Raw genomic sequence first — 18,699 nt, forward strand, 5'->3', positions numbered from 1 at the left:
GACACCATGGCGTGTGCGGCGCCGCGCGAGCGGTGGCCACGCGAGAAACCGAGGGGGTCTGGTGAGCTCTGACGACACCGGGCGCGACGCTCCACGCGTCGTGCTCGTCACGGGAGCGAGCCGATTCCTGGGCGGATACCTCACCATGCGACTGGCGCAGAACCCGTCGATCGAGCGGGTCGTCGCCGTCGATGCCGTGGCACCCACCAAGGACATGATCCGGCGGATGGGTCGCGCCGAATTCGTGCGGGCGGACATCCGTAACCCGTTGATCGGCAAGGTCATCCGCAGCGCGGGCGTCGACACCGTCGTGCACGCGTCGCTGCTGTCCCGGCCGCCCAGCGGCGGTGGCCGCACGGTGATGAAGGACCTCAACGTGCTCGGGGCGATGCAGCTGTTCGCCGTCTGCCAGAAGTCGCCGACGGTGCGGCACGTGGTGCTGCGCTCGTCGACGGCGGTGTACGGCTGCAGTGCGAAGGATCCGGCGCAGTTCACCGAGGAGATGGGCGCGCGGTCACGTCCGCAGGGCGGCTTCGCCCGCGACGCCATCGAGACCGAGGGCTACGCCCGTGGGCTGGGCCGTCGTCGTCCGGACATCGACGTCAGCATCCTGCGCAACGCCCCCATGATCGGACCCCGGTTGAACGGATCCGTCTCGCGCTACCTCACCTCGCCGGTCACACCGTCGATCCTCGGTCGCGATGCGCGCATGCAGTTGCTGCACGAGGAGGACGCGCTCTCCGCACTCGAACGCGCCACGTTGGCCGGCCCCGCGGGCACCTTCAACATCGCGGCCGACGGCATCATCATGCTGTCGCAGGCCATCCGCCGAGCCGGCCGCGTGGAGCTGCCGGTGCCCATGGCCCTGTTCCGCACCACCGGCAAGGCGGTGATGGGATCGCTGATGCGCGACTTCTCGGCGGAGCAGCTCGACTACTTCAACTTCGGATGCGGGGTGGACACCACCCGGATGAAGAACGTCCTCGGATTCACCCCACGGTGGACCACCGTGCAGGCGTTCGACGACTTCGTGCGCGGAGTCGCGCTGACGCCGGTGATCCGGCGTGAATGGGTCGACGCGATCGAGAATCGCGTCATCGGACTGTTGGGCGGTGCAACCTCCGGGGCGCACCCGTCGCCCGTGTCGTTGCCGGCCGGAGCGGGAAGGTGAACGACGTGGCCAAAGTGATTCCGCTGCACGGTAAGTCGTTCGATCGCCTCCGGCAGTCCACGCCCGACGGTGGGCCACGCGCCGGCAGTGACCCGGCGGACGTCCGCGGTCGGCACCCCTCGTCCTACGCGTCCCCGTCGCCCTCGCCCTCGATGGTGCCGAGTGTCGAGGCGCCGACGCCTCTGGTCGTGCCCGAGACGGCAGCACCGCATGCGACGCCGGACGTCGGCGAGTTCCCGTCGGCCGTCGAGTCGGTACGGCGTGCGCTCGTCGACCGTGTCGCCGGGGGAGCAGACTTCCTGCGGACACGCCTGTCGGGCGACTACGAGGTCGACGAGTTCGGTTACGATCCCCACTTCGCCGATTCCGTCTGGCTTCCGGCGTTGCGACCGCTGTTCGAGAAGTGGTTCCGCGTCGAGGTGCGCGGGATCGAGAACGTGCCCGCCGAGGGCGGCGCCCTGGTGGTCTCGAACCACGCGGGTGTCATCCCGATCGACGGACTCATGGCCTCGGTCGCCATGCGGGATCACCACCCGCAGCACCGCGCGCTGCGCATGCTCGCCGCGGACCTCGCGTTCGAGACCCCGCTGGTCGGCAGCATCGCGCGCCGCGCCGGCCACACCCTGGCCTGCCAACCCGACGCCGAGCGACTACTGCGTGGCGGCGAGGTCGTGGCGGTGTTCCCGGAAGGGTTCAAGGGCATCGGCAAGCCGTTCAGTGAGCGCTACAAGCTGCAGCGCTTCGGCCGCGGTGGCTTCGTCTCCGCCGCGCTGCGCACCCAGACGCCCATCATCCCGTGCTCGATCGTCGGGTCCGAGGAGATCTACCCGAAGATCGGTGACCTGACGACGCTCGCACGCGTCCTCGGCATGCCGTACTTCCCGGTCACGCCGCTGTTCCCGCACTTCGGTCCGCTGGGTCTCGTCCCGCTGCCGTCGAAGTGGTACATCGAGTTCGGCGAGCCCATCGAGACCACGTCTTACGAGCCGTCCGCCGCCGACGACCCGATGGAACTGTTCGAGGTCACCGACCGCGTGCGCGAGACGATCCAGCAGACGCTCTACCGGCTGCTGACCCGTCGCCGGAACGTCTTCCTCGGCTAGAGGGCGTCGGCGATCAGCTCGTCGACGATCTGTGCGGAGAGCGTCACCAGCGGGAGTCCGCCGCCGGGGTGCGACGATCCACCGACCAGGAACAGGCCGGGGATCGGCGAGCGATTGGCCGGGCGCAGGAACGCGGCCGTCGCCCCGTTGGACGACGTTCCGTAGATGGACCCGCCCGGAGTCATGGTGCGGCGCATCAGATCTGCCGGCGAGATGATCTCCCGCCACAGCACCCGCTCGCGCACGTCCACTCCGCGCGCCGCCATGACGTCGAGGATGCGGTCGGCGTAGCCCTCCGACAGTTCGGGAGCGTCCCAGTCGACCAGTGCCGAGGAACCGGTGCCGTGTCGCGCGGCGTTCACCAGGACGAACCAGGCCTCGGTGTCGTCGTCCGGGCGCAGAGCCGGATCGTTGGGGGCGCTGACGTACACGGTCGGGGCGTCGGCAGGGTGCGCCGGCCGCGTGCGGGTGCCGAAGACGGCGTCGAACTCGGCGTCGTAGTCGTCCGGGAACAGCACCCGGTGGTGCGGGGTGTCGGCGTCGCGGTCCCGCAGAGCCAGCAGGATCACGAAGCCGGACAGGCTCGCGGTGGTCGCGTCGAGGCGCCGCCGGGCGAGCGCGGTGCGCCGCGTGGCAGGGACCAGAGATCGGTAGACCTGCTCGGCATCGGCGTTCGCGACGACGATGTCGGCCGCGACGGGTCCGTGTGTGGTGTCGACGCCGGTGGTGCGTCCGTTCTCGACGCGCACGCCGGTCACCGTGACACCCGTGCGGATCTCCGCTCCGAGCGATGTCGCGCGGTCGGCGATCGCCTCGGCGATGCGGTGCAGCCCACCGGGAACGTGCCACGATCCCCAGCGCTGCTCGACGTGCGGCACCGTGGCCAGGGCCGCCGGGGCGCGCCGCGGATCCGAGCCGGTGTAGGTGGCGTAGCGGTCGAGCATCATCGCGAGCCGCGGATCGGTGAGGTACTGCCGACCCAGATCACGCAGCGACGACCACGGGCTGATGGTGCGGAGGTCACCCACCCGTCGCGACAGCGACACCAGTTCGCGGGGGCCGATGGGCGACTCGAGGAACGCCTCGTGGGTGGCGTCCCAGATCTGCTCGGCACGCTCGGAGAACCGGGACCACTGCGCACCGGCACCGGCTCCGAGCGCCGAGTCCAGAGCGGCGGGGATCTCCTGCGCGCGACCGGGCATGTCCAGCTCGGTGCCGTCGGGAAAGCGGTAGCGACACGCGACCGGGAGCCGGTCGAACGTGAGGTCCGACGGCCCACCGGTCTGCGCGAAGAGATCGTCGAACACGTGCGGCATGGTGACCAGTGACGGCCCGGTGTCGAACGAGAAACCGTCCCGCCGGACGATGCCGAGCTTCCCGCCCAGATCGTGCGACTGCTCGAGCACGACGGTCTCGACACCGCGGTGGGCCAGGCGGGCGGCCGTGGCGAGTCCGCCGACACCCGCACCGATGACGACTGCTCTCACAGGACTCACGGATTGCGTCGGCCGAGCACCGCGGCGACGCCGCCGCCGACGGCACCGAGTGCGAGAGCGGTGGGGACGCCGATCTTGGCGGCCTTGCGGCCGGTGCGGAAGTCGCGGATCTCCCACCCGCGGTTCTTCGCGAGCTCGCGCAGGTCCGCGTCGGGATTGACCGCGACGGCCGTCCCGACGAGGGACAGCATCGGCACGTCGTTGTGGCTGTCGGAGTAGGCGGTGCAGCGTCGCAGGTCGAGGCCCTCGCGCACGGCGAGGGTCCGCACGGCGTGGGCCTTGCCGCGACCGTGCAGGATGTCGCCGACGAGGCGCCCGGTGAAGACGCCGTCCTTGCTCTCGGCGACGGTGCCCAACGCGCCGGTCAGGCCGAGGCGTTTGGCGATGATGGACGCCAGCTCCACCGGGGTGGCGGTGACGAGCCACACCTGCTGGCCGGCGTCGAGGTGCATCTGCGCGAGAGCACGGGTGCCGGCCCAGATGCGGTCGGCGATGATCTCGTCGAAGATCTCCTCGCCGAGCCGCACGATCTCCGCGGTCGAGCGGCCCTCGACGAAGGACAGTGCCTTCTCGCGGCCGGTGCTGACGTCGCCCAGGTTCTCCTTGCCGCTCACGCGGAACTTGATCTGCTGCCAGGCGAACTCGGAGACGTCCTTGGACGTGAAGTACTTGCGGGCCGCGAGCCCGCGGGCGAAGTGGATGATCGACGCGCCCTGCACCATCGTGTTGTCGACGTCGAAGAACGCAGCGGCAGTGAGATCACGCGGAACCGTGCTGACGTGGTCGTCGGCGGCCTCGGCGCTCTCGGCCTGCAGCGCGATGGCGGCATCGGCGCTCGCCTCGCCGGCGAGCTTGGCGCGGATCTGGGCGGCGGTGGGGCCGAGGGGATTGCGGATCCGTCGACGGACCTGCTTCTCGGCCGCCTCCGGGTCGACGAGTCGACGTTCCCGCGACTCGTCCATCACCTCGGGCGACTCGGTGAGTTCCGAATCGGGCGTGACAGCAGCATGTGCGTCGTCCGGATCATGCTGATCGGGCACGGTGCACCTCCCCACCTCGACCGGTCGTCCCACGGGCGCGGGCCGTCCCGGTCCTGCCGATCCACCCTAACCGCGTGCGCGAGGCGGTGAGACACTCGACTCATGACCAGCCCGGTACGCACCGTGACGTTGCTGACACGCGCCGGATGCGGGGCGTGCGACGCCGCCCTGCGCGTGCTCGTTCCCCTGTGTGCGGAGTACGGCGTGGCCTGCGAGTCGGTCGACGTCGACGCGGTGGCCGCGCAGGACCCTGACCTGCGGGCGGAGTACGGGGACCGGCTGCCGGTGGTGCTGCTGGACGGCCGCGAACACAGCTACTGGGACGTCGACGTGCCCCGGCTGCGGCGCGATCTGGAGAACTGACCCGGGCCGCTCGTCACCGTCGGTGCGCGCGGCCGTCGGATCACCGGGCGCGGGATCGTACTACACGGGTCGGCGACTTTGTTCATCCTTCCACGAGAGGTTACCGTGGAGAGAAGAAAGGGGTCGGCGACGAACCCTGCGTCACAGGTACCACGGTCCTGTGCGTGGCCCGCCGATCCTCGGATGACCGTGGAGACCGCATGCCTGTCATCAGGCGTGCCGTCGGACGAGGAGCCTTCGACGTGACCTCACAACGCCGCCTGCCCGGCGTCGGTATCGCGCGCTCCGGCGCCGTGTCCGACTCCGGCCGCGACGGTGGTGCTGTGTCTCGTGACGGTGGTGCGGTCTCTCGCGCTGTGCCCCAGGCTACGGTCACCCGATTCGCGGGGTATCTCCGGGTACTGAGTTCGCTGACCGACACCCGAGTGATGATCGTCTCGAGCGAGGACCTCGCGACGGCCGCCGGGGTCGGTTCGGCCACGCTACGCAAGGACCTCTCGTTCCTCGGCCCGATGGGTGTGCGCGGAGTGGGCTACGACGTCGCTCGCCTGCGGGCGCGCATCGAGCTGGCGCTCGGTCTGGATCGCGGTCACCGCGTCGTGCTGGTGGGCACCGGCAACCTCGGCACCGCACTGGTCGGGTACGACGGGTTCAGTCGTCGCGGTTTCACGATGGTCGCCCTGTTCGACAGCGATCCGGCCGTCGTGGGCCGTGAGATCACCGTCGGCAACGCCGACGACGGCTACTCGCAGCTCACCGTTCTGCACGTCGATCGGCTGGTCGAGGTCGCCGCCGAGCTCGGCGCCACCGTCGGCGTCGTCGCCACGCCGGACGCTGCCGCCCAGTCCGCCGTCGACGCCCTCGTCGAGGCCGACATCGACTGCATCCTCAGTTTCGCGTCCACCGATCCGGTGACGCCCCCGCACGTCGATCTCCGCCGCGTCGATCTCGCCGTGGAGCTGCAGGTCCTCTCGTTCGCGAACGCCCACAAGGCACCGCGCATCCGTCCCGCCCGCCCGGTCTGTCGTGATCCCCGGACGGTCACCCCCGCTAGTAGAAACGGATCGGTGATAGCACCGTGAGTGTCCTTCTCCTCGGGATTTCGCATCGAAGCGCTCCCGTCTCGGTGCTCGAACGTATCGCCGTCAGCGACACGGAACGCCCGAAACTGACCGACGAGATCATGATGTCGCCGCATGTCTCCGAGGTCATGATCGTCTCGACGTGCAACCGCGTCGAGGTGTACGCGGTAGTCGACGCCTTCCACGGCGCCCTGACCGATCTCGGTGCACTGTTGTCCGAGCACTCCGGTCTCGAGCTCGCCGAGCTCACGAAGTACGCCTACGTGCGCTACAGCGAGGCCGCGGCCGAGCACCTGTTCGCCGTCGCCGGCGGACTCGACTCGATGGTGATCGGTGAGCAGCAGATCCTCGGGCAGATCCGTGCCGCCTACGCGGCGTCGGACGCTCAGCAGGCATCGGGCCGCGCGCTCCACGAGCTGGCGCAGCAGGCGCTGCGCGTGGGCAAGAAGGTCCACTCCGAGACGGGCATCGACAAGGCGGGAGCCTCCGTGGTCTCCGTCGCGCTCGATCGCGCCTCCGACGTGCTCGGTGGTCTCGCGGGCAAGAAGGCCGTCGTGCTCGGCGCCGGCGCGATGGGCGGTCTCTCCGTCGCTCATCTGACGCGCACCGGCATCGGCAGCATCGCGGTCGCCAACCGCACCCAGAGCCGCGCGCAGCACCTGTCCGAGACCGCGGCCGCGGGCGGCGTGACGTCGTTCGCGATCACACTCGACCAGCTCTCCGCGACAGTGGCGGACGCCGACATCCTCGTCACCTGTACCGGTGCGGTCGGTGCCGTCGTGACCATCGCCGACGCCCATCGTGCGCTCGCCCAGCGCGACACGCAGGCTCGCCCGCTGGTGATCTGCGATCTGGGCCTGCCTCGCGACGTCGAGCACGCCGTCGCCGGCCTGCCCGGCGTGACCGTCCTGGACATGGAGTCGCTTCAGCACGATCCCGCGGCCGGCGCCGCGGCGTCCGACGAGCGTGCGGCCCGCGACATCGTGGCCGCCGAGCTCGCCTCCTACCTGTCCGGACAGCGCCTCGCCGAGGTCACCCCGACCGTCACGGCGCTGCGTCAGCGGGCCGCCGAGGTCGTCGAGTCGGAGCTCATGCGGCTCGACTCACGACTGCCCGATCTGGCCGACCCGCAGCGCGACGAGGTTGCCCGCACCGTGCGCCGCGTCGTCGACAAGCTGCTGCACGCGCCCACCGTGCGCGTGAAGCAGTTGGCCACCACGCCGGGCGGCGACTCCTACGCCGAGGCGCTCCGGGAGCTCTTCGAGCTCTCGCCGAGCACGGTGCAGGCCGTCGCGTCGCCGATGGAGGTCGCCACCGCCGTCGACACGGACAATCCCACCGCCGCCCTCGCGGACGACTTCACCCTCTCCCACGAGCGGGGTACGGAATGATCGCGAACGCCGCTGCGCTGGGTGATCGCGTGGTGCGTATCGGTACCCGCGGCAGCCTGCTCGCCACGACGCAGGCCGAGACCGTCCGCGCTGCCATCACGGCCGCCGGTGTCCGCACCGAGCTGGTCGTCGTGACCACCGCGGGCGACAAGTCGGCCGCACCGGTGCAGGAGATCGGCGTGGGCGTCTTCACCGCCGCCCTCCGGGAAGCATTGGCGGACAAAACCATCGACGTCGCCGTGCACTCCTACAAGGATCTTCCGACGGCGGAGGACGAGCGTTTCACCATCGGCGCGATCCCGCAGCGCGAGGACGCGCGTGACGCCCTGGTGGCGCGCGACGGACTGGTGCTCGGCGAACTGCCCGCCGGTTCCACCGTCGGCACGTCCGCACCGCGGCGTATCGCCCAGCTGCGCGCACTCGGCCTCGGCCTGGACGTGCAGCCCCTACGTGGCAACCTCGACACCCGCATCGGCAAGGTCACCAAGGGTGAGCTCGACGCCGTCGTCGTGGCCCGTGCCGGACTGGCGCGGATCGACCGTCTGGACGTCGTCACCGAGGCTCTCGAGCCGGTGCAGTTCCTGCCGGCTCCCGCTCAGGGGGCACTCGCAGTGGAGTGCCGCTCCGACGACCACGATCTGGCCTCCGTGCTCGCGACCCTCGACGATCCCGCGGCCCGCGCCTCGGTGACGGCGGAGCGGGCCCTGCTCGCCGAGCTCGAGGCCGGCTGCACCGCTCCGGTCGGGGCCATCGCCGAGGTCGTCGAGTCCATCGACGAGGACGGCCGAGTCTTCGAGGAACTGTCCCTGCGCGGCTGCGCCGCCGCGGTGGACGGCTCCGACGTGATCCGTGCCTCCGCAGTGGGGCCCGTCGACGACGCCGACGGCATCGGCCGCCGTGTCGCCCGTGAACTTCTCGAACTCGGCGCCCGAGACCTGGTCGCCGTCACCGAGCCCTCCAGTTCGTCCACCGCCGCCTCGACCCAGAGACCGGGCGGTACCGAGAAAGGCGAGTCGATCGATGCGTGAGCAGAGGGCGCTGAGCGTCGTCGGGACCGCGAGCCGACACAGACGTGGCGGCATGCCCGGACGACGCGTGACACCCCGTCCGGGACGGTACGAGCGCATCGCCACATCGCGGTTGATCCCCAAGCGGGGTCCCGCCACCGAGATCGAGATCCGCTTCCGCGACAAGTACGCGGAACAGACTGCACTGGAGAACGAATCATGAGCCGAGTCCGCAAGAACACCCCGGGACGGATCCTGTTCGTGGGATCCGGACCGGGCGACCCGGCCCTGCTCACCGTCCGGGCGAGGGACGCGCTGGCGATCGCCGAGATGGCCTTCACCGATCCCGACGTCGACAAGGGTGTCATCGCCCTGGTGGGCACTGCAGTCCCGGCCGACGCCGAGACGGGCGAGAACGGCGTGGACGTGCGTCCGGCGCTCGGCGAGCCCGCCGAGGTGGCCAAGACGCTGGTCGCCGAGGCGAAGAACGGCCACGACGTGGTGCGGCTCGTCTCGGGTGATCCGCTGACCACCGACTCCGTCATCGCCGAGGTCACCGCCGTGGCGCGGACCCAGGTGCAGTTCGAGGTCGTTCCCGGCCTTCCCGCGGGGTCTGCGGTGCCGAGCTACGCCGGCATGGCACTGGGCTCCGAGCACACCGAGGCGGACGTCCGGGGCGACGTCGACTGGGCGTCGCTCGCCGCGGCACCCGGACCGCTCGTCCTGCACGCGACGTCCGGCCACCTCGCCGAGACCGCCAGTGCGCTCGTCGAGCACGGCCTGGCCCCGCAGACGCCTGTCGCCATCACCGTCCGCGGTACGACGCGTCAGCAGCGCACCGTCGAGGCGACCCTCGCGACGCTGAACGACGCGGGATCCGAGCTCGTGGGATCACTCATCGTCACGGTCGGCAAGGTCGTCTCGCAGCGCAGCCGGATGTCCTGGTGGGAGAGCCGCGCGCTGTACGGCTGGACCGTCCTCGTGCCGCGCACCAAGGACCAGGCCGGCGAGATGAGCGAGCGTCTGGTGACGCACGGCGCCATCCCCATCGAGGTGCCGACCATCGCCGTCGAGCCGCCGCGCAGCCCCGCGCAGATGGAGCGCTCGGTCAAGGGACTCGTGGACGGCCGCTACCAGTGGGTCGTCTTCACCTCCACCAACGCGGTGCGCGCGGTGTGGGAGAAGTTCGAGGAGTTCGGACTCGACGCTCGCGCGTTCTCCGGCGTCAAGATCGCCTGCGTCGGCGAAGCGACGGCCGAGAAGGTCCGCTCGTTCGGCATCAACCCCGAGCTCGTCCCGTCCGGCGAGCAGAGTTCCACCGGGCTGCTCGAGGACTTCCCGCCGTACGACGAGGTCTTCGACCCCGTCAACCGGGTCCTGCTGCCGCGCGCCGACATCGCGACCGAGACTCTCGCCGAGGGCCTCCGCGAGCGCGGCTGGGAGATCGACGACGTCACCGCGTACCGCACGGTGCGCGCTGCGCCGCCGGCCGCCGAGACCCGCGAGATGATCAAGACCGGCGGCTTCGACGCCGTGTGCTTCACGTCGAGCTCCACCGTGCGAAACCTCGTCGGCATCGCCGGCAAGCCGCACGCGCGCACCCTCGTGGCGTGCATCGGACCGAAGACCGCCGAGACGGCCGTCGAGTTCGGCCTGCGTGTCGACGTGCAGCCCGAGACGGCTCAGGTCGGACCGCTGGTCGAGGCACTGGCCGAGCACGCTGCACGACTGCGCGCCGAGGGTGCACTGCCGCCTCCGCGCAAGAAGTCTCGTAGGCGCTGACCCGCCCGTGCGCCCTTTGCGCATCCAGGGATACGCAAAGGGCGCACGGCCGAACGAAGTGAGGGTTCCGTGTTCCCCGTAGACCGTCCCCGGCGACTGCGTCGTACCCCAGCCATCCGCCGGTTGGTGGCGGAGACGTCGCTCGAACCGCGGCACCTGGTGCTGCCGATGTTCGTGGCCGACGGCCTCGATGCCCCGCGCGAGATCAGCTCCATGCCGGGCGTCGTCCAGCACACCCTGGACTCGCTGTCCGCCGCTGCCGACGAGGCCGTGCGGGCCGGAGTCGGCGGTCTGATGCTCTTCGGGGTTCCGCGTCCGGAGGACAAGGACGGACAGGGATCGATGGCCTCGGATCCCGACGGCATCCTGAACACAGGTCTGCGTCGGCTCCGAGACGACCTCGGCGACAGCACCGTCCTGATGGCGGACACGTGCCTCGACGAGTTCACCGACCACGGTCACTGCGGCGTCCTCGCCGCGGACGGCAGCGTCGACAACGACGCGACGCTGGTGCGCTACGTGGACATGGCTGTGGCGCAGGCGGAATCGGGCGCTCACCTGCTCGGCCCGAGCGGCATGATGGACGGGCAGATCGGCGCGATCCGCGAGGGCCTCGACACCGCCGGATTCGCCGACGTGGGCCAGCTGGCCTACACGGCGAAGTACGCCTCCGCGTTCTACGGCCCGTTCCGCGAGGCCGTCGGGTCGACGTTGCGCGGCGATCGCCGGACCTATCAGCAGGATTCGGCCAATCGGCGCGAGTCGATGCGCGAACTCGACCTCGACATCGCCGAGGGTGCCGACATGGTGATGGTGAAGCCCGCGATGAGCTACCTCGACATCCTGCGCGACGTGGCCGACGCGTCACCCGTGCCCGTCGCCGCTTATCAGATCTCGGGGGAGTACGCGATGATCACCGCCGCCGCGCAGAACGGGTGGATCGACCGCGACGCGGCGATCATGGAGTCCGTCACCAGTATTCGCCGAGCAGGCGCCGACATCGTCCTCACCTACTGGGCCACCGAGATCGCGACGCGGCTGTGAACGACCAGCGCCCGGGCGGCAACCCGGAGGACCCTCGCCACGACCCCCACGATCCGCAGGGTCAGCCGCAGTGGGGTCAGCAGCCGCAGTGGGGTCAGCAGCCGCAGTGGGGTCAGCAGCCGCAGGGCAACTGGCACCCCGAGGGTCTGCCCCCGAGTGCGATGCAGCCGATGCGGTCACCGGAGAACAGCGAGGCGCCGGTCGACATCGAGACGGCGCGCCACCTGTGGTTCGGCGTGATCGGCATCGGTCTGCTCTCGATGCTCATCGGGCTCTACTCCCTGTTCACCGATCGTGACGCCTTTCTCGACGCGTTCCTGACGGACCTCGAGGCGCAGGACCCGTCGTTGGCACTGCCGCCCGAGACCGCGGACACCGTGCTCGTCGTGGCCATGGTGTTGTCGTTGATCGTCGGGGTGCTGATCGCTGGGCTCGTCCTCCTGGTGGTGCGGAAGATGCGGGCCGGGAAGCTCTGGGCGCGCGCGGTTCTCACGGCGATCGGCGTGGTCATCGTCGTCACCACGATTCCCACGCTGTTCGGCCTCGGTTCCGGAGGCGCGATCGCCCTGGTCACCGCGGTGCTCGGGATCCTGCAGGCCGTCGCGGCCGCGGGTGCGGTGTATCTGATGCATCGACGCGAGTCGTCGGAGTACTTCCTCTCCCGGAGATCACCGCGCTGACCTGCGACACGCCGTGACAGATGTGACCTGAGTTACAGAAGTGGCGTTATGGTTCTGACGATCGGACACACCCTGATCGGAGGATCTTCATGACCCCACGACAGACGGTCGGGCACGACGCCAACGACCGCCGCAACCCTCTCGCCGAGGTGTTCGCCCTGCTGCTCCTGACGTCTGCCGTCGTGGTGGTCGTCCTCGTCGTCGCCAGCGGCTTCTCGGGCGCCTGAGACGCCCGTCCTGCCTGGTCAGGCTGTCTTTTTGCGTCAAACATCGATCGGTGTATCGTGACCACTGTCACAAGCATTCTGATCAGTACGGAGACAGTGTTGCCCGCCGATTTCTCCTCCACCTCCGCCGGTTCCACGGCGCCTCGCACTCGTATGCAGACCGTCGAGTGCAGCAGTGGCCGACGTGAGTTGTGGTTGCTCGCCATCGTGCTGATCACGGGCATCCTCATGGCTGCCGCGGTGCTTCTGCCGGCCGTCCTCACCTGATCGAGAGACGCCTGGACTCCACCGTGTGGAGGCGTCTTGGCAGGATGGTCGAGTGAACGTCGAGAAGCCCGAGCCCGCGTCGCCCGCCCGTCCCCGGATCGTCACCGTCGCGTTCGCCGTGTGGGTTCTCGGGGCCGTCCTCGTCGTGCTGCTCGGCCTCATCTCGCTGACGTTCCCGGCCGACTCGCTGCGGACCCAGCTGACCGAGACCGGGGGCGAGCCGGATGCCGTGGAGAGCGTCATCACGGTGCTGCGCACGGTCGGTGTCCTCGAGATCATCGTCGGACTGGCCATCGGATTCCTCGCGGGGCCCGCGTGTCGACGCGGCGATCCGCGGTTCCGCCGGGCACTGACGGTCCTGTCGATCGTCTTCGGGCTGGTGCTCCTGGGCTCGGTGACCGTCGGCTTCGCCATCGTGCCCCTGTTGGCGACGCTCGGGGCGATCCTCTTCTTCGTGGCCTGCGTGCTCGTGTACCGACCGTCCGCGGCGCCGTGGTTCGCGGCACCGGAGGCCCCGTGAGCGACGAGACGGAACCGGTGATCTTCGCCGAGTACGGCGCGAAGTGGCGCGCCCTGGCCTGGGGGCCGATCTTCTGTCTCATCGCTCTCGGCGTCGAGATCTACACGGGACCCGTCGTGCACTACGTGGCGCTCGTCGTGATCGCGCTGGTTCTCATGGCCTTCACCTACGTGCAGATCGTGGCCGCCCGTCGGCACGCCACGGTGATCCTGACGCCGACGACGCTGAGCCAGGGCACGGAGAACGTCGCCATCGCGGACATCCTCGAGGTGTACCCGGAGGCCGACTACGACGCCAACGGGAACACCCTGGAGAAGTGGCAGGCCGCGCGAGTGCTGGGGGAGCTGTCCGGGGTGCCGCGCAAGCGGACCGGCGTCGGCCTGAAGCTGCGGGGCAACGGCCTGGTCCAGGCGTGGGCGAAGGACGACGAGACGCTCCGCGAGGAACTGCTCGCACTCGTGGCGCCCGCCACCGACGCGGAGCCCGACGCGTGATGCGCCGGTTCGCTCCGGTGGTGGTCGCGGTCGTCCTCGCCGTCGTGGCCGCGGTGCTGTGGGTGCAGTCGAGAACCACGACCACCGTGACCGAGCAGTTCCCCACCACGTCGTCGTTCGAGGGGTTCTCGGTCACGTACGACTCGACCCGTGTCGCGGGGCCCTGGGCAGCTCTCTCCGTGGTCGCGGCGGCCGTCGCGGTGTACCTGGTGATGCGCGTCGTACGGCGGCGCTGACCTCTACCCGTTACCCCCTGGGGGTACTCTGGACGCATGAGCAGTTTCGATCAGGACGACCTCCTCAAGCGCCTGCGCCGCATCGAGGGACAGGTGGCCGGCATCTCTCGCATGGTGGCCGACGACCGGTACTGCATCGACGTGTTGACGCAGGTCTCGGCCGTCACCAAGGCGCTGCAGTCCGTGTCGCTGAAGTTGCTGGACGCCCACCTCGCGGGCTGCGTCGTGGACGCGGCCCGCGAGGGCGGACCCGAAGCGGACGCGAAGGTCAGGGAGGCGTCCGAGGCGATCGCTCGCCTCGTCCGTTCCTGAGCCCCGCCCCCGGCGAGTACGTCCCCCGCCCCCGGCGAGTACGTCCACAGTGCCGTGGGTGGAGCACTGAATCACGACATCATCGGCGTACTCGCGAGGGGGCCGAAAGGACGCCGGCCTAGTCGGCGGTGACGGATTCCTTCACTTCACCCGGCTCGTCGTCGGCGAGCATCGCCGCACCGAGCAGCGCCTCGGGAACGCCGAACGCGTCGATCAGCGTGTGGGCGTGCGGGCGCAGCGTGCGGCAGCGCTCGTTGATCCCGCGCGTGACGGCCTTCGACCGCTCCGTGGAGATGTAGCGGTGCTCGATGAACCAGGCCTTGTCGGCGTCGATCGTGGTGAGCGCGTAGAGGTCGCACACCTCGCCGAGCAGTTCCTTGGCGTCGTCGTCCTCGCAGTTGTCGATGCCGGCGACGAACGCCTCGAGCACCACGCGATCGACGTGCGCCGTGGCCGCGTGCAGGATGTGGTCCTGCACCGCGTTGAACGCGTCGAACTGGCTCATCTTCTTGGACAACCCGTTCAGACGCTTCGCGGCCGTGGAGATGAGGTACTCCTCGCGCTCCTCGAACATCGAGATCTGGGTGCCGCGGTTGAAGAGGCTGCCCTCCTCCTCGTTGTCCTGACGCGAGTCGACGAGGGTCTGGATGATGGGCGCCGCCGCCGTGCGCTTCTTCACCACGTCGCCGACCGTGCCGGCGGCGAACTTCACCCAGTCGGCCGCACCGAACGAGCGGACCTCGTGGGCGTACGCGGTGAGCAGCTCCTTCGCGACGAGCTGCGTGAGCACCACGTTGTCGCCCTCGAAGGTGGTGAAGACGTCCGAGTCCGCCTTGAGCGCGATGAGTCGGTTCTCCGCGAGGTAGCCCGCGCCGCCGCAGGCCTCGCGGGACTCCTGGATCGCCTTCGTCGCGTGCCAGGTGTTCGCTGCCTTCAGGCCGGCCGCGCGCGACTCGAGTTCCCGCTGCTCGGTGGCGTCGGGGTCCTCGGCGCTCTGGATGTCGTGCATCTTCGAGACGAGCTCGTTCTGCGCGAACTGCAGCGCGTACGACTTGGCGATGAGCGGGAACAGCCGACGCTGGTGGACGAGGTAGTCCATGATCGTGACCTCGTCGTCGGTCCCGGGCGCGCTGAACTGCTTGCGCTGCAGCGCGTACTTCGTCGCGATGGTCAGCGCGACGCGCGCCGCGGCGCCCGCCGAACCGCCCACGGTGATGCGGCCGCGGATGAGGGTGCCCAGCATGGTGAAGAAGCGCCGGTTCGGGTTGTCGATGTCCGAGGAGTAGCTGCCGTCGGCCGCGACGTCCGCGATCTTGTTGAGCATGTTCTCGCGCGGGATGCGAACGTGGTCGAACATGATGCGGCCGTTGTCCACGCCGGGCAGGCCGCCCTTGTAGCCGATGTCGAACGTGGTGACGCCGGGGAGGTCGCTGCCGAAGTTCTCGTCGCGGATCTGGACGACGAAGCAGTGCACGCCCTTGCTCTCGGGCTCCTCACCCGGTCCGGCGGTGATCAGCTGCGCGAACACGGCGGCGTACTTCGCCGACTCGGCGGCGCCGCCGATGTAGTCCTTGCGCGAGGACTTGTCCGGCGTGTGGATCACGAATTCCTGCGTCTCGCGGTCGTACGTCGCGGTGGTGCCGATCGACTGCACGTCGCTGCCGTGGCCGGTCTCCGACATCGCGAAACAGCCGAGCGTCTCGAGATCGATCAGGGGCTTGATGAACTCCTTGTGGTGCTTCTCGGTGCCGAGGTTCTCGATCGCGCCACCGAAGAGGCCCCACTGCACGCCGGCTTTCACCATGAGCGACAGATCCGACATGGCGAGCATCTCGATCATCGTGACGGCGGCGCCGATGTCGCCCGTGCCGCCGACCTCTTTGGCGAAACCGGACTCTGCCGCGCCGGCCGCGGCGAGCACACGCAGCTGCTCGAAGGCCTTGGTCCGCGCGATGGCGGTGTTGGGTGTGTAGTGCGGTGCGAACTCGTGACGCGCGAGCTGCTCGCGCGTCTGGTTCCGTACGTCGCGCCACCGTCCGTCGAGAGTCCTGCGCAGGTGATTCGCCAGCTGAGCAGCGTTGTCGGAGGACGTGCCGGTGTCAGAGGTGCCGGTCTCGGTAGTGGTCATACTCGACGGTAACCAAAACTCGAGGTGCCCGGGAGGGACTTGTCAGCGCGGCCACAGAAATTCACGCCACACCGCGCGAATCTTGCGAAACATCACACTCGTGGCGTCCATCGACGCAGCCTGCGGGGTCGACGGGGCGTAGGGGCCGTCGCGGAAGAGCGAGGCGCCGTTGTCCGCGATGGCGCGCGACATGATCGAGCTGAAGCCGTCGCACTGCTCGACGAGGTGCTCGCGGAACCCCTCCGGCCAGGCCAGTCGGGATCCCGGGTGCCGGTCGGGCTCGTGTGGTGCCGTCATGGCAGAAGGATATGCCCGGTGTAACACAGATTTAACACTTTCGACCAAGTCGATTCTCGTCGATCGTGCCTGCCTGCAGCCGACTACCGTGTCGCTGTGCTGATTCGCGACGCCGTGCCCGCCGACCTGCCCGAGATCCTCACCGTGCACAACGCCGCCATCGCGGACACGACCGCGATCTGGGACGAGGAGCAGGTGGGACTCGCGGACCGGCAGGCCTGGTTCGACCAGCGCACCGGCGCCGGCCTGCCGATCCTCACCGCCGAGATCGACGGGCGGGTCGCGGGCTACGCGTCCTACGGGCCGTTCCGTCCGAAGTCCGGCTACCGGCACACCGTCGAGAACTCCGTGTACGTCGCCGACGGCTTCCATCGGCGCGGCGTCGCGACCGCGTTGATGGCGGAACTGATCGAGCGCGCCCGCCGTGGGGACGTCCACGCGATCGTCGCGGGAATCGAGTCCTCGAACACCACCTCGATCGCCCTGCACGCGAAGTTCGGCTTCACGGTGGTGGGTGTCATGCCGCAGGTCGGCGTCAAGTTCGGGCGGTGGCTCGACCTGACCTGGATGCAGCTCCTGATCGAGGCGTGAGACAGCCGGTGTGAGACTGCTCCTTATCAGAAAGAGCACTCCGCGTCCTGTGAAACACTGGAGGGCGTGACTCCTTCGAGCGGAACCGACACCGGCGTCCCCACCGCCCGATCCGCAGAACTCTTCGCACGCGCGTCCGCCGTCATCCCCGGTGGCGTGAACTCGCCCGTGCGGGCCTTCCACTCCGTGGGCGGAACCCCGCGGTTCATGGCCGAGGCCAGCGGATACACCCTGCGCGACGCCGACGGCAACAACTACGTCGACCTCATCTCCTCGTGGGGACCGATGATTCTCGGTCATGCCCACCCGGCCGTGGTCGAGGCGGTGCAGAAGGCGGCCTCCACGGGACTGTCCTTCGGCGCTCCCACGCTCGGTGAGATCGAGTTGGCGGAGGAGATCGTGCGCCGCGTCGATCCCGTCGACGAGGTGCGCCTGGTGAATTCGGGCACAGAGGCGACCATGAGTGCGGTGCGTCTGGCCCGCGGGTTCACCGGTCGCAGCAAGATCGTCAAGTTCTCCGGCTGCTACCACGGCCATGTCGACGCCCTGCTCGCCGACGCCGGCTCGGGCGTCGCCACCCTCGGGCTGCCGACGTCGCCCGGCGTGACGGGTGCGCAGGCGGCCGACACCATCGTCGTTCCCTACAACGACCTCGATGCGGTCGCGAAGGCGTTCGCCGACCACCCGGGTCAGATCGCGTGCGTCATCACCGAGGCCGCGGCGGGCAACATGGGTGCGGTGGCGCCGCAGCCGGGCTTCAACGAGGGTCTGCAGCGTCTGACCCGTGCGCACGACGCACTGCTGATCATGGACGAGGTCATGACAGGCTTCCGCGTCAGCGCGTCGGGGTGGTACGGCGTCGACGGCATCGCCGGTGACCTCTACACCTTCGGCAAGGTCATGAGCGGCGGCCTCCCCGCGGCCGCGTTCGGTGGCCGGTCCGACATCATGAGCTACCTCGCCCCCGCGGGCCCCGTCTACCAGGCCGGCACCCTGTCGGGTAACCCCGTCGCGGTCGCCGCCGGTCTGGCGACGCTGCGCGCGGCGAACGCCGACGTCTACGCGGCACTCGACGCGAACTCCACCCGTCTGGGCGGCATCCTCGGTGACGCGCTCACCGCGGCGGGCGTCCCGCACCGCGTGCAGTACGCCGCCAACATGGTCAGCGTCTTCTTCTCCGAGGAACCGGTGATCGACTACGCGGGCGCCAAGGCGGCCGCCACCTGGCGTTTCCCCGCCTTCTTCCACGCGCTCCTGAGCCGCGGCGTGTACCCGCCGCCGAGCGCGTTCGAGGCCTGGTTCGTCTCCGCGGCGCTCGACGACCGCGCGTTCGAGATCATCGAGGCGGCCGCTCCCCACGCCGCCGCCGCAGCAGCCGCTGCCGAGCAGAAAGCACCGTCATGACCGAGTCGTCCCCGACCGACCCGACAAACAGCGACGCGTCCGGTAACGACACTTCCGGGCACCC

The 18,699-nt window shown here is 69.6% G+C and carries 22 protein-coding genes; 18 read left to right on the forward strand and 4 right to left on the reverse strand.

Going from position 1 to position 18,699, the window contains the following annotated elements; all coding sequences use genetic code 11:
- Positions 1–61: 61 nt before the first annotated feature.
- A complete protein-coding gene (locus QE449_RS03685; protein ID WP_155956935.1) occupies positions 62–1,171 on the forward strand; it encodes an NAD-dependent epimerase/dehydratase family protein in 1,110 nt (369 codons plus the stop codon).
- Positions 1,168–2,274, forward strand: coding sequence for a lysophospholipid acyltransferase family protein (locus QE449_RS03690; protein WP_222638074.1), 1,107 nt, complete (start codon positions 1,168–1,170; stop codon positions 2,272–2,274). The genes QE449_RS03685 and QE449_RS03690 overlap by 4 nt, the downstream gene beginning before the upstream one ends.
- Here QE449_RS03690 and QE449_RS03695 read toward each other — a convergent pair.
- Positions 2,271–3,761, reverse strand: coding sequence for a phytoene desaturase family protein (locus tag QE449_RS03695; RefSeq protein WP_373428255.1), 1,491 nt, complete (start codon positions 3,759–3,761; stop codon positions 2,271–2,273). The genes QE449_RS03690 and QE449_RS03695 overlap by 4 nt on opposite strands.
- Positions 3,762–3,766: 5 nt before the next feature.
- The gene (locus QE449_RS03700) at positions 3,767–4,732 is read right to left on the reverse strand and encodes an HAD family phosphatase (RefSeq protein WP_051613156.1); all 966 of its coding nucleotides are present in this window, start codon (positions 4,730–4,732) and stop codon (positions 3,767–3,769) included.
- A 180-nt stretch (positions 4,733–4,912) separates the two neighbouring features.
- Here QE449_RS03700 and QE449_RS03705 point away from each other — a divergent pair, with 180 nt between their 5' ends.
- From QE449_RS03705 to QE449_RS03770, 14 genes are all read left to right on the forward strand, one after another.
- Positions 4,913–5,173, forward strand: coding sequence for a glutaredoxin family protein (locus tag QE449_RS03705; protein ID WP_027504505.1), 261 nt, complete (start codon positions 4,913–4,915; stop codon positions 5,171–5,173).
- A 200-nt stretch (positions 5,174–5,373) separates the two neighbouring features.
- The gene (locus tag QE449_RS03710) at positions 5,374–6,255 is read left to right on the forward strand and encodes a redox-sensing transcriptional repressor Rex (protein ID WP_037184687.1); all 882 of its coding nucleotides are present in this window, start codon (positions 5,374–5,376) and stop codon (positions 6,253–6,255) included.
- Positions 6,252–7,646: a glutamyl-tRNA reductase gene (locus QE449_RS03715; RefSeq protein WP_056441625.1), complete on the forward strand. Its 1,395-nt coding sequence runs from the start codon at positions 6,252–6,254 to the stop codon at positions 7,644–7,646. Before QE449_RS03710 ends, QE449_RS03715 begins: the two co-directional genes overlap by 4 nt.
- Positions 7,647–7,675: 29 nt before the next feature.
- Positions 7,676–8,674: a hydroxymethylbilane synthase gene (gene hemC / locus QE449_RS03720; protein ID WP_027504508.1), complete on the forward strand. Its 999-nt coding sequence runs from the start codon at positions 7,676–7,678 to the stop codon at positions 8,672–8,674.
- A gap of 52 nt (positions 8,675–8,726) precedes the next feature.
- Positions 8,727–8,876 (forward strand): hypothetical protein, encoded by a 150-nt coding sequence (locus tag QE449_RS03725; RefSeq protein ID WP_307108235.1) that lies wholly within the window; start codon positions 8,727–8,729, stop codon positions 8,874–8,876.
- Entirely contained in the window at positions 8,873–10,435 is a 1,563-nt protein-coding gene (locus QE449_RS03730) for a bifunctional uroporphyrinogen-III C-methyltransferase/uroporphyrinogen-III synthase (protein ID WP_027504509.1), read from the forward strand. The genes QE449_RS03725 and QE449_RS03730 overlap by 4 nt, the downstream gene beginning before the upstream one ends.
- A gap of 69 nt (positions 10,436–10,504) precedes the next feature.
- A complete protein-coding gene (hemB, locus tag QE449_RS03735) occupies positions 10,505–11,479 on the forward strand; it encodes a porphobilinogen synthase (protein ID WP_027504510.1) in 975 nt (324 codons plus the stop codon).
- A complete protein-coding gene (locus QE449_RS03740; RefSeq protein ID WP_051613084.1) occupies positions 11,476–12,159 on the forward strand; it encodes a DUF5336 domain-containing protein in 684 nt (227 codons plus the stop codon). Before hemB ends, QE449_RS03740 begins: the two co-directional genes overlap by 4 nt.
- Before the next feature lie 89 nt (positions 12,160–12,248).
- Complete coding sequence (locus QE449_RS03745) at positions 12,249–12,386, forward strand: hypothetical protein (RefSeq protein ID WP_155956937.1); 138 nt, start codon at positions 12,249–12,251, stop codon at positions 12,384–12,386.
- Between the two features lie 57 nt (positions 12,387–12,443).
- Positions 12,444–12,653 carry a hypothetical protein gene (locus QE449_RS03750; RefSeq protein WP_027504511.1) on the forward strand — a complete coding sequence of 70 codons (210 nt, stop codon included), beginning with the start codon at positions 12,444–12,446 and terminating at the stop codon, positions 12,651–12,653.
- Between the two features lie 52 nt (positions 12,654–12,705).
- Positions 12,706–13,173, forward strand: a complete 468-nt coding sequence (locus QE449_RS03755; protein WP_051613085.1) for a hypothetical protein — start codon at positions 12,706–12,708, stop codon at positions 13,171–13,173.
- Positions 13,170–13,667, forward strand: coding sequence for a hypothetical protein (locus tag QE449_RS03760; RefSeq protein WP_056442321.1), 498 nt, complete (start codon positions 13,170–13,172; stop codon positions 13,665–13,667). The genes QE449_RS03755 and QE449_RS03760 overlap by 4 nt, the downstream gene beginning before the upstream one ends.
- A complete protein-coding gene (locus tag QE449_RS03765) occupies positions 13,664–13,903 on the forward strand; it encodes a hypothetical protein (RefSeq protein ID WP_285184329.1) in 240 nt (79 codons plus the stop codon). Before QE449_RS03760 ends, QE449_RS03765 begins: the two co-directional genes overlap by 4 nt.
- Positions 13,904–13,939: 36 nt before the next feature.
- Positions 13,940–14,215 carry a metal-sensitive transcriptional regulator gene (locus tag QE449_RS03770; RefSeq protein ID WP_027504515.1) on the forward strand — a complete coding sequence of 92 codons (276 nt, stop codon included), beginning with the start codon at positions 13,940–13,942 and terminating at the stop codon, positions 14,213–14,215.
- Positions 14,216–14,333: 118 nt separating this feature from the next.
- On the opposite strand, the gene QE449_RS03775 is transcribed toward QE449_RS03770, so the two are convergent.
- Complete coding sequence (locus QE449_RS03775) at positions 14,334–16,343, reverse strand: acyl-CoA dehydrogenase (RefSeq protein ID WP_307108236.1); 2,010 nt, start codon at positions 16,341–16,343, stop codon at positions 14,334–14,336.
- A 42-nt stretch (positions 16,344–16,385) separates the two neighbouring features.
- Positions 16,386–16,640 (reverse strand): hypothetical protein, encoded by a 255-nt coding sequence (locus QE449_RS03780; RefSeq protein WP_056441640.1) that lies wholly within the window; start codon positions 16,638–16,640, stop codon positions 16,386–16,388.
- Positions 16,641–16,736: 96 nt separating this feature from the next.
- On the opposite strand from QE449_RS03780, the gene QE449_RS03785 reads away from it, so the two are divergent.
- Together QE449_RS03785 and hemL are read left to right on the forward strand one after the other, a co-directional pair.
- Positions 16,737–17,231: a GNAT family N-acetyltransferase gene (locus QE449_RS03785; protein ID WP_056441643.1), complete on the forward strand. Its 495-nt coding sequence runs from the start codon at positions 16,737–16,739 to the stop codon at positions 17,229–17,231.
- Between the two features lie 66 nt (positions 17,232–17,297).
- The gene (gene hemL / locus QE449_RS03790; RefSeq protein ID WP_307091218.1) at positions 17,298–18,635 is read left to right on the forward strand and encodes a glutamate-1-semialdehyde 2,1-aminomutase; all 1,338 of its coding nucleotides are present in this window, start codon (positions 17,298–17,300) and stop codon (positions 18,633–18,635) included.
- Positions 18,636–18,699: the final 64 nt, after the last annotated feature.

Source organism: Rhodococcus sp. SORGH_AS_0303 (assembly GCF_030819335.1).
GTDB lineage: Bacteria > Actinomycetota > Actinomycetes > Mycobacteriales > Mycobacteriaceae > Rhodococcoides.

Excerpts from the sequence above, each read along its gene's own strand:
- QE449_RS03700 (WP_051613156.1), bottom strand. The coding sequence starts at position 4,732 with ATGGACGAGTCGCGGGAACGTCGACTCGTCGACCCGGAGGCGGCCGAG.
- QE449_RS03705 (WP_027504505.1), top strand. The coding sequence starts at position 4,913 with ATGACCAGCCCGGTACGCACCGTGACGTTGCTGACACGCGCCGGATGC.
- QE449_RS03710 (WP_037184687.1), top strand. The coding sequence starts at position 5,374 with ATGCCTGTCATCAGGCGTGCCGTCGGACGAGGAGCCTTCGACGTGACC.
- QE449_RS03725 (WP_307108235.1), top strand. The coding sequence starts at position 8,727 with ATGCCCGGACGACGCGTGACACCCCGTCCGGGACGGTACGAGCGCATC.
- QE449_RS03730 (WP_027504509.1), top strand. The coding sequence starts at position 8,873 with ATGAGCCGAGTCCGCAAGAACACCCCGGGACGGATCCTGTTCGTGGGA.
- QE449_RS03745 (WP_155956937.1), top strand. The coding sequence starts at position 12,249 with ATGACCCCACGACAGACGGTCGGGCACGACGCCAACGACCGCCGCAAC.
- QE449_RS03770 (WP_027504515.1), top strand. The coding sequence starts at position 13,940 with ATGAGCAGTTTCGATCAGGACGACCTCCTCAAGCGCCTGCGCCGCATC.
- QE449_RS03775 (WP_307108236.1), bottom strand. The coding sequence starts at position 16,343 with ATGACCACTACCGAGACCGGCACCTCTGACACCGGCACGTCCTCCGAC.
- QE449_RS03780 (WP_056441640.1), bottom strand. The coding sequence starts at position 16,640 with ATGACGGCACCACACGAGCCCGACCGGCACCCGGGATCCCGACTGGCC.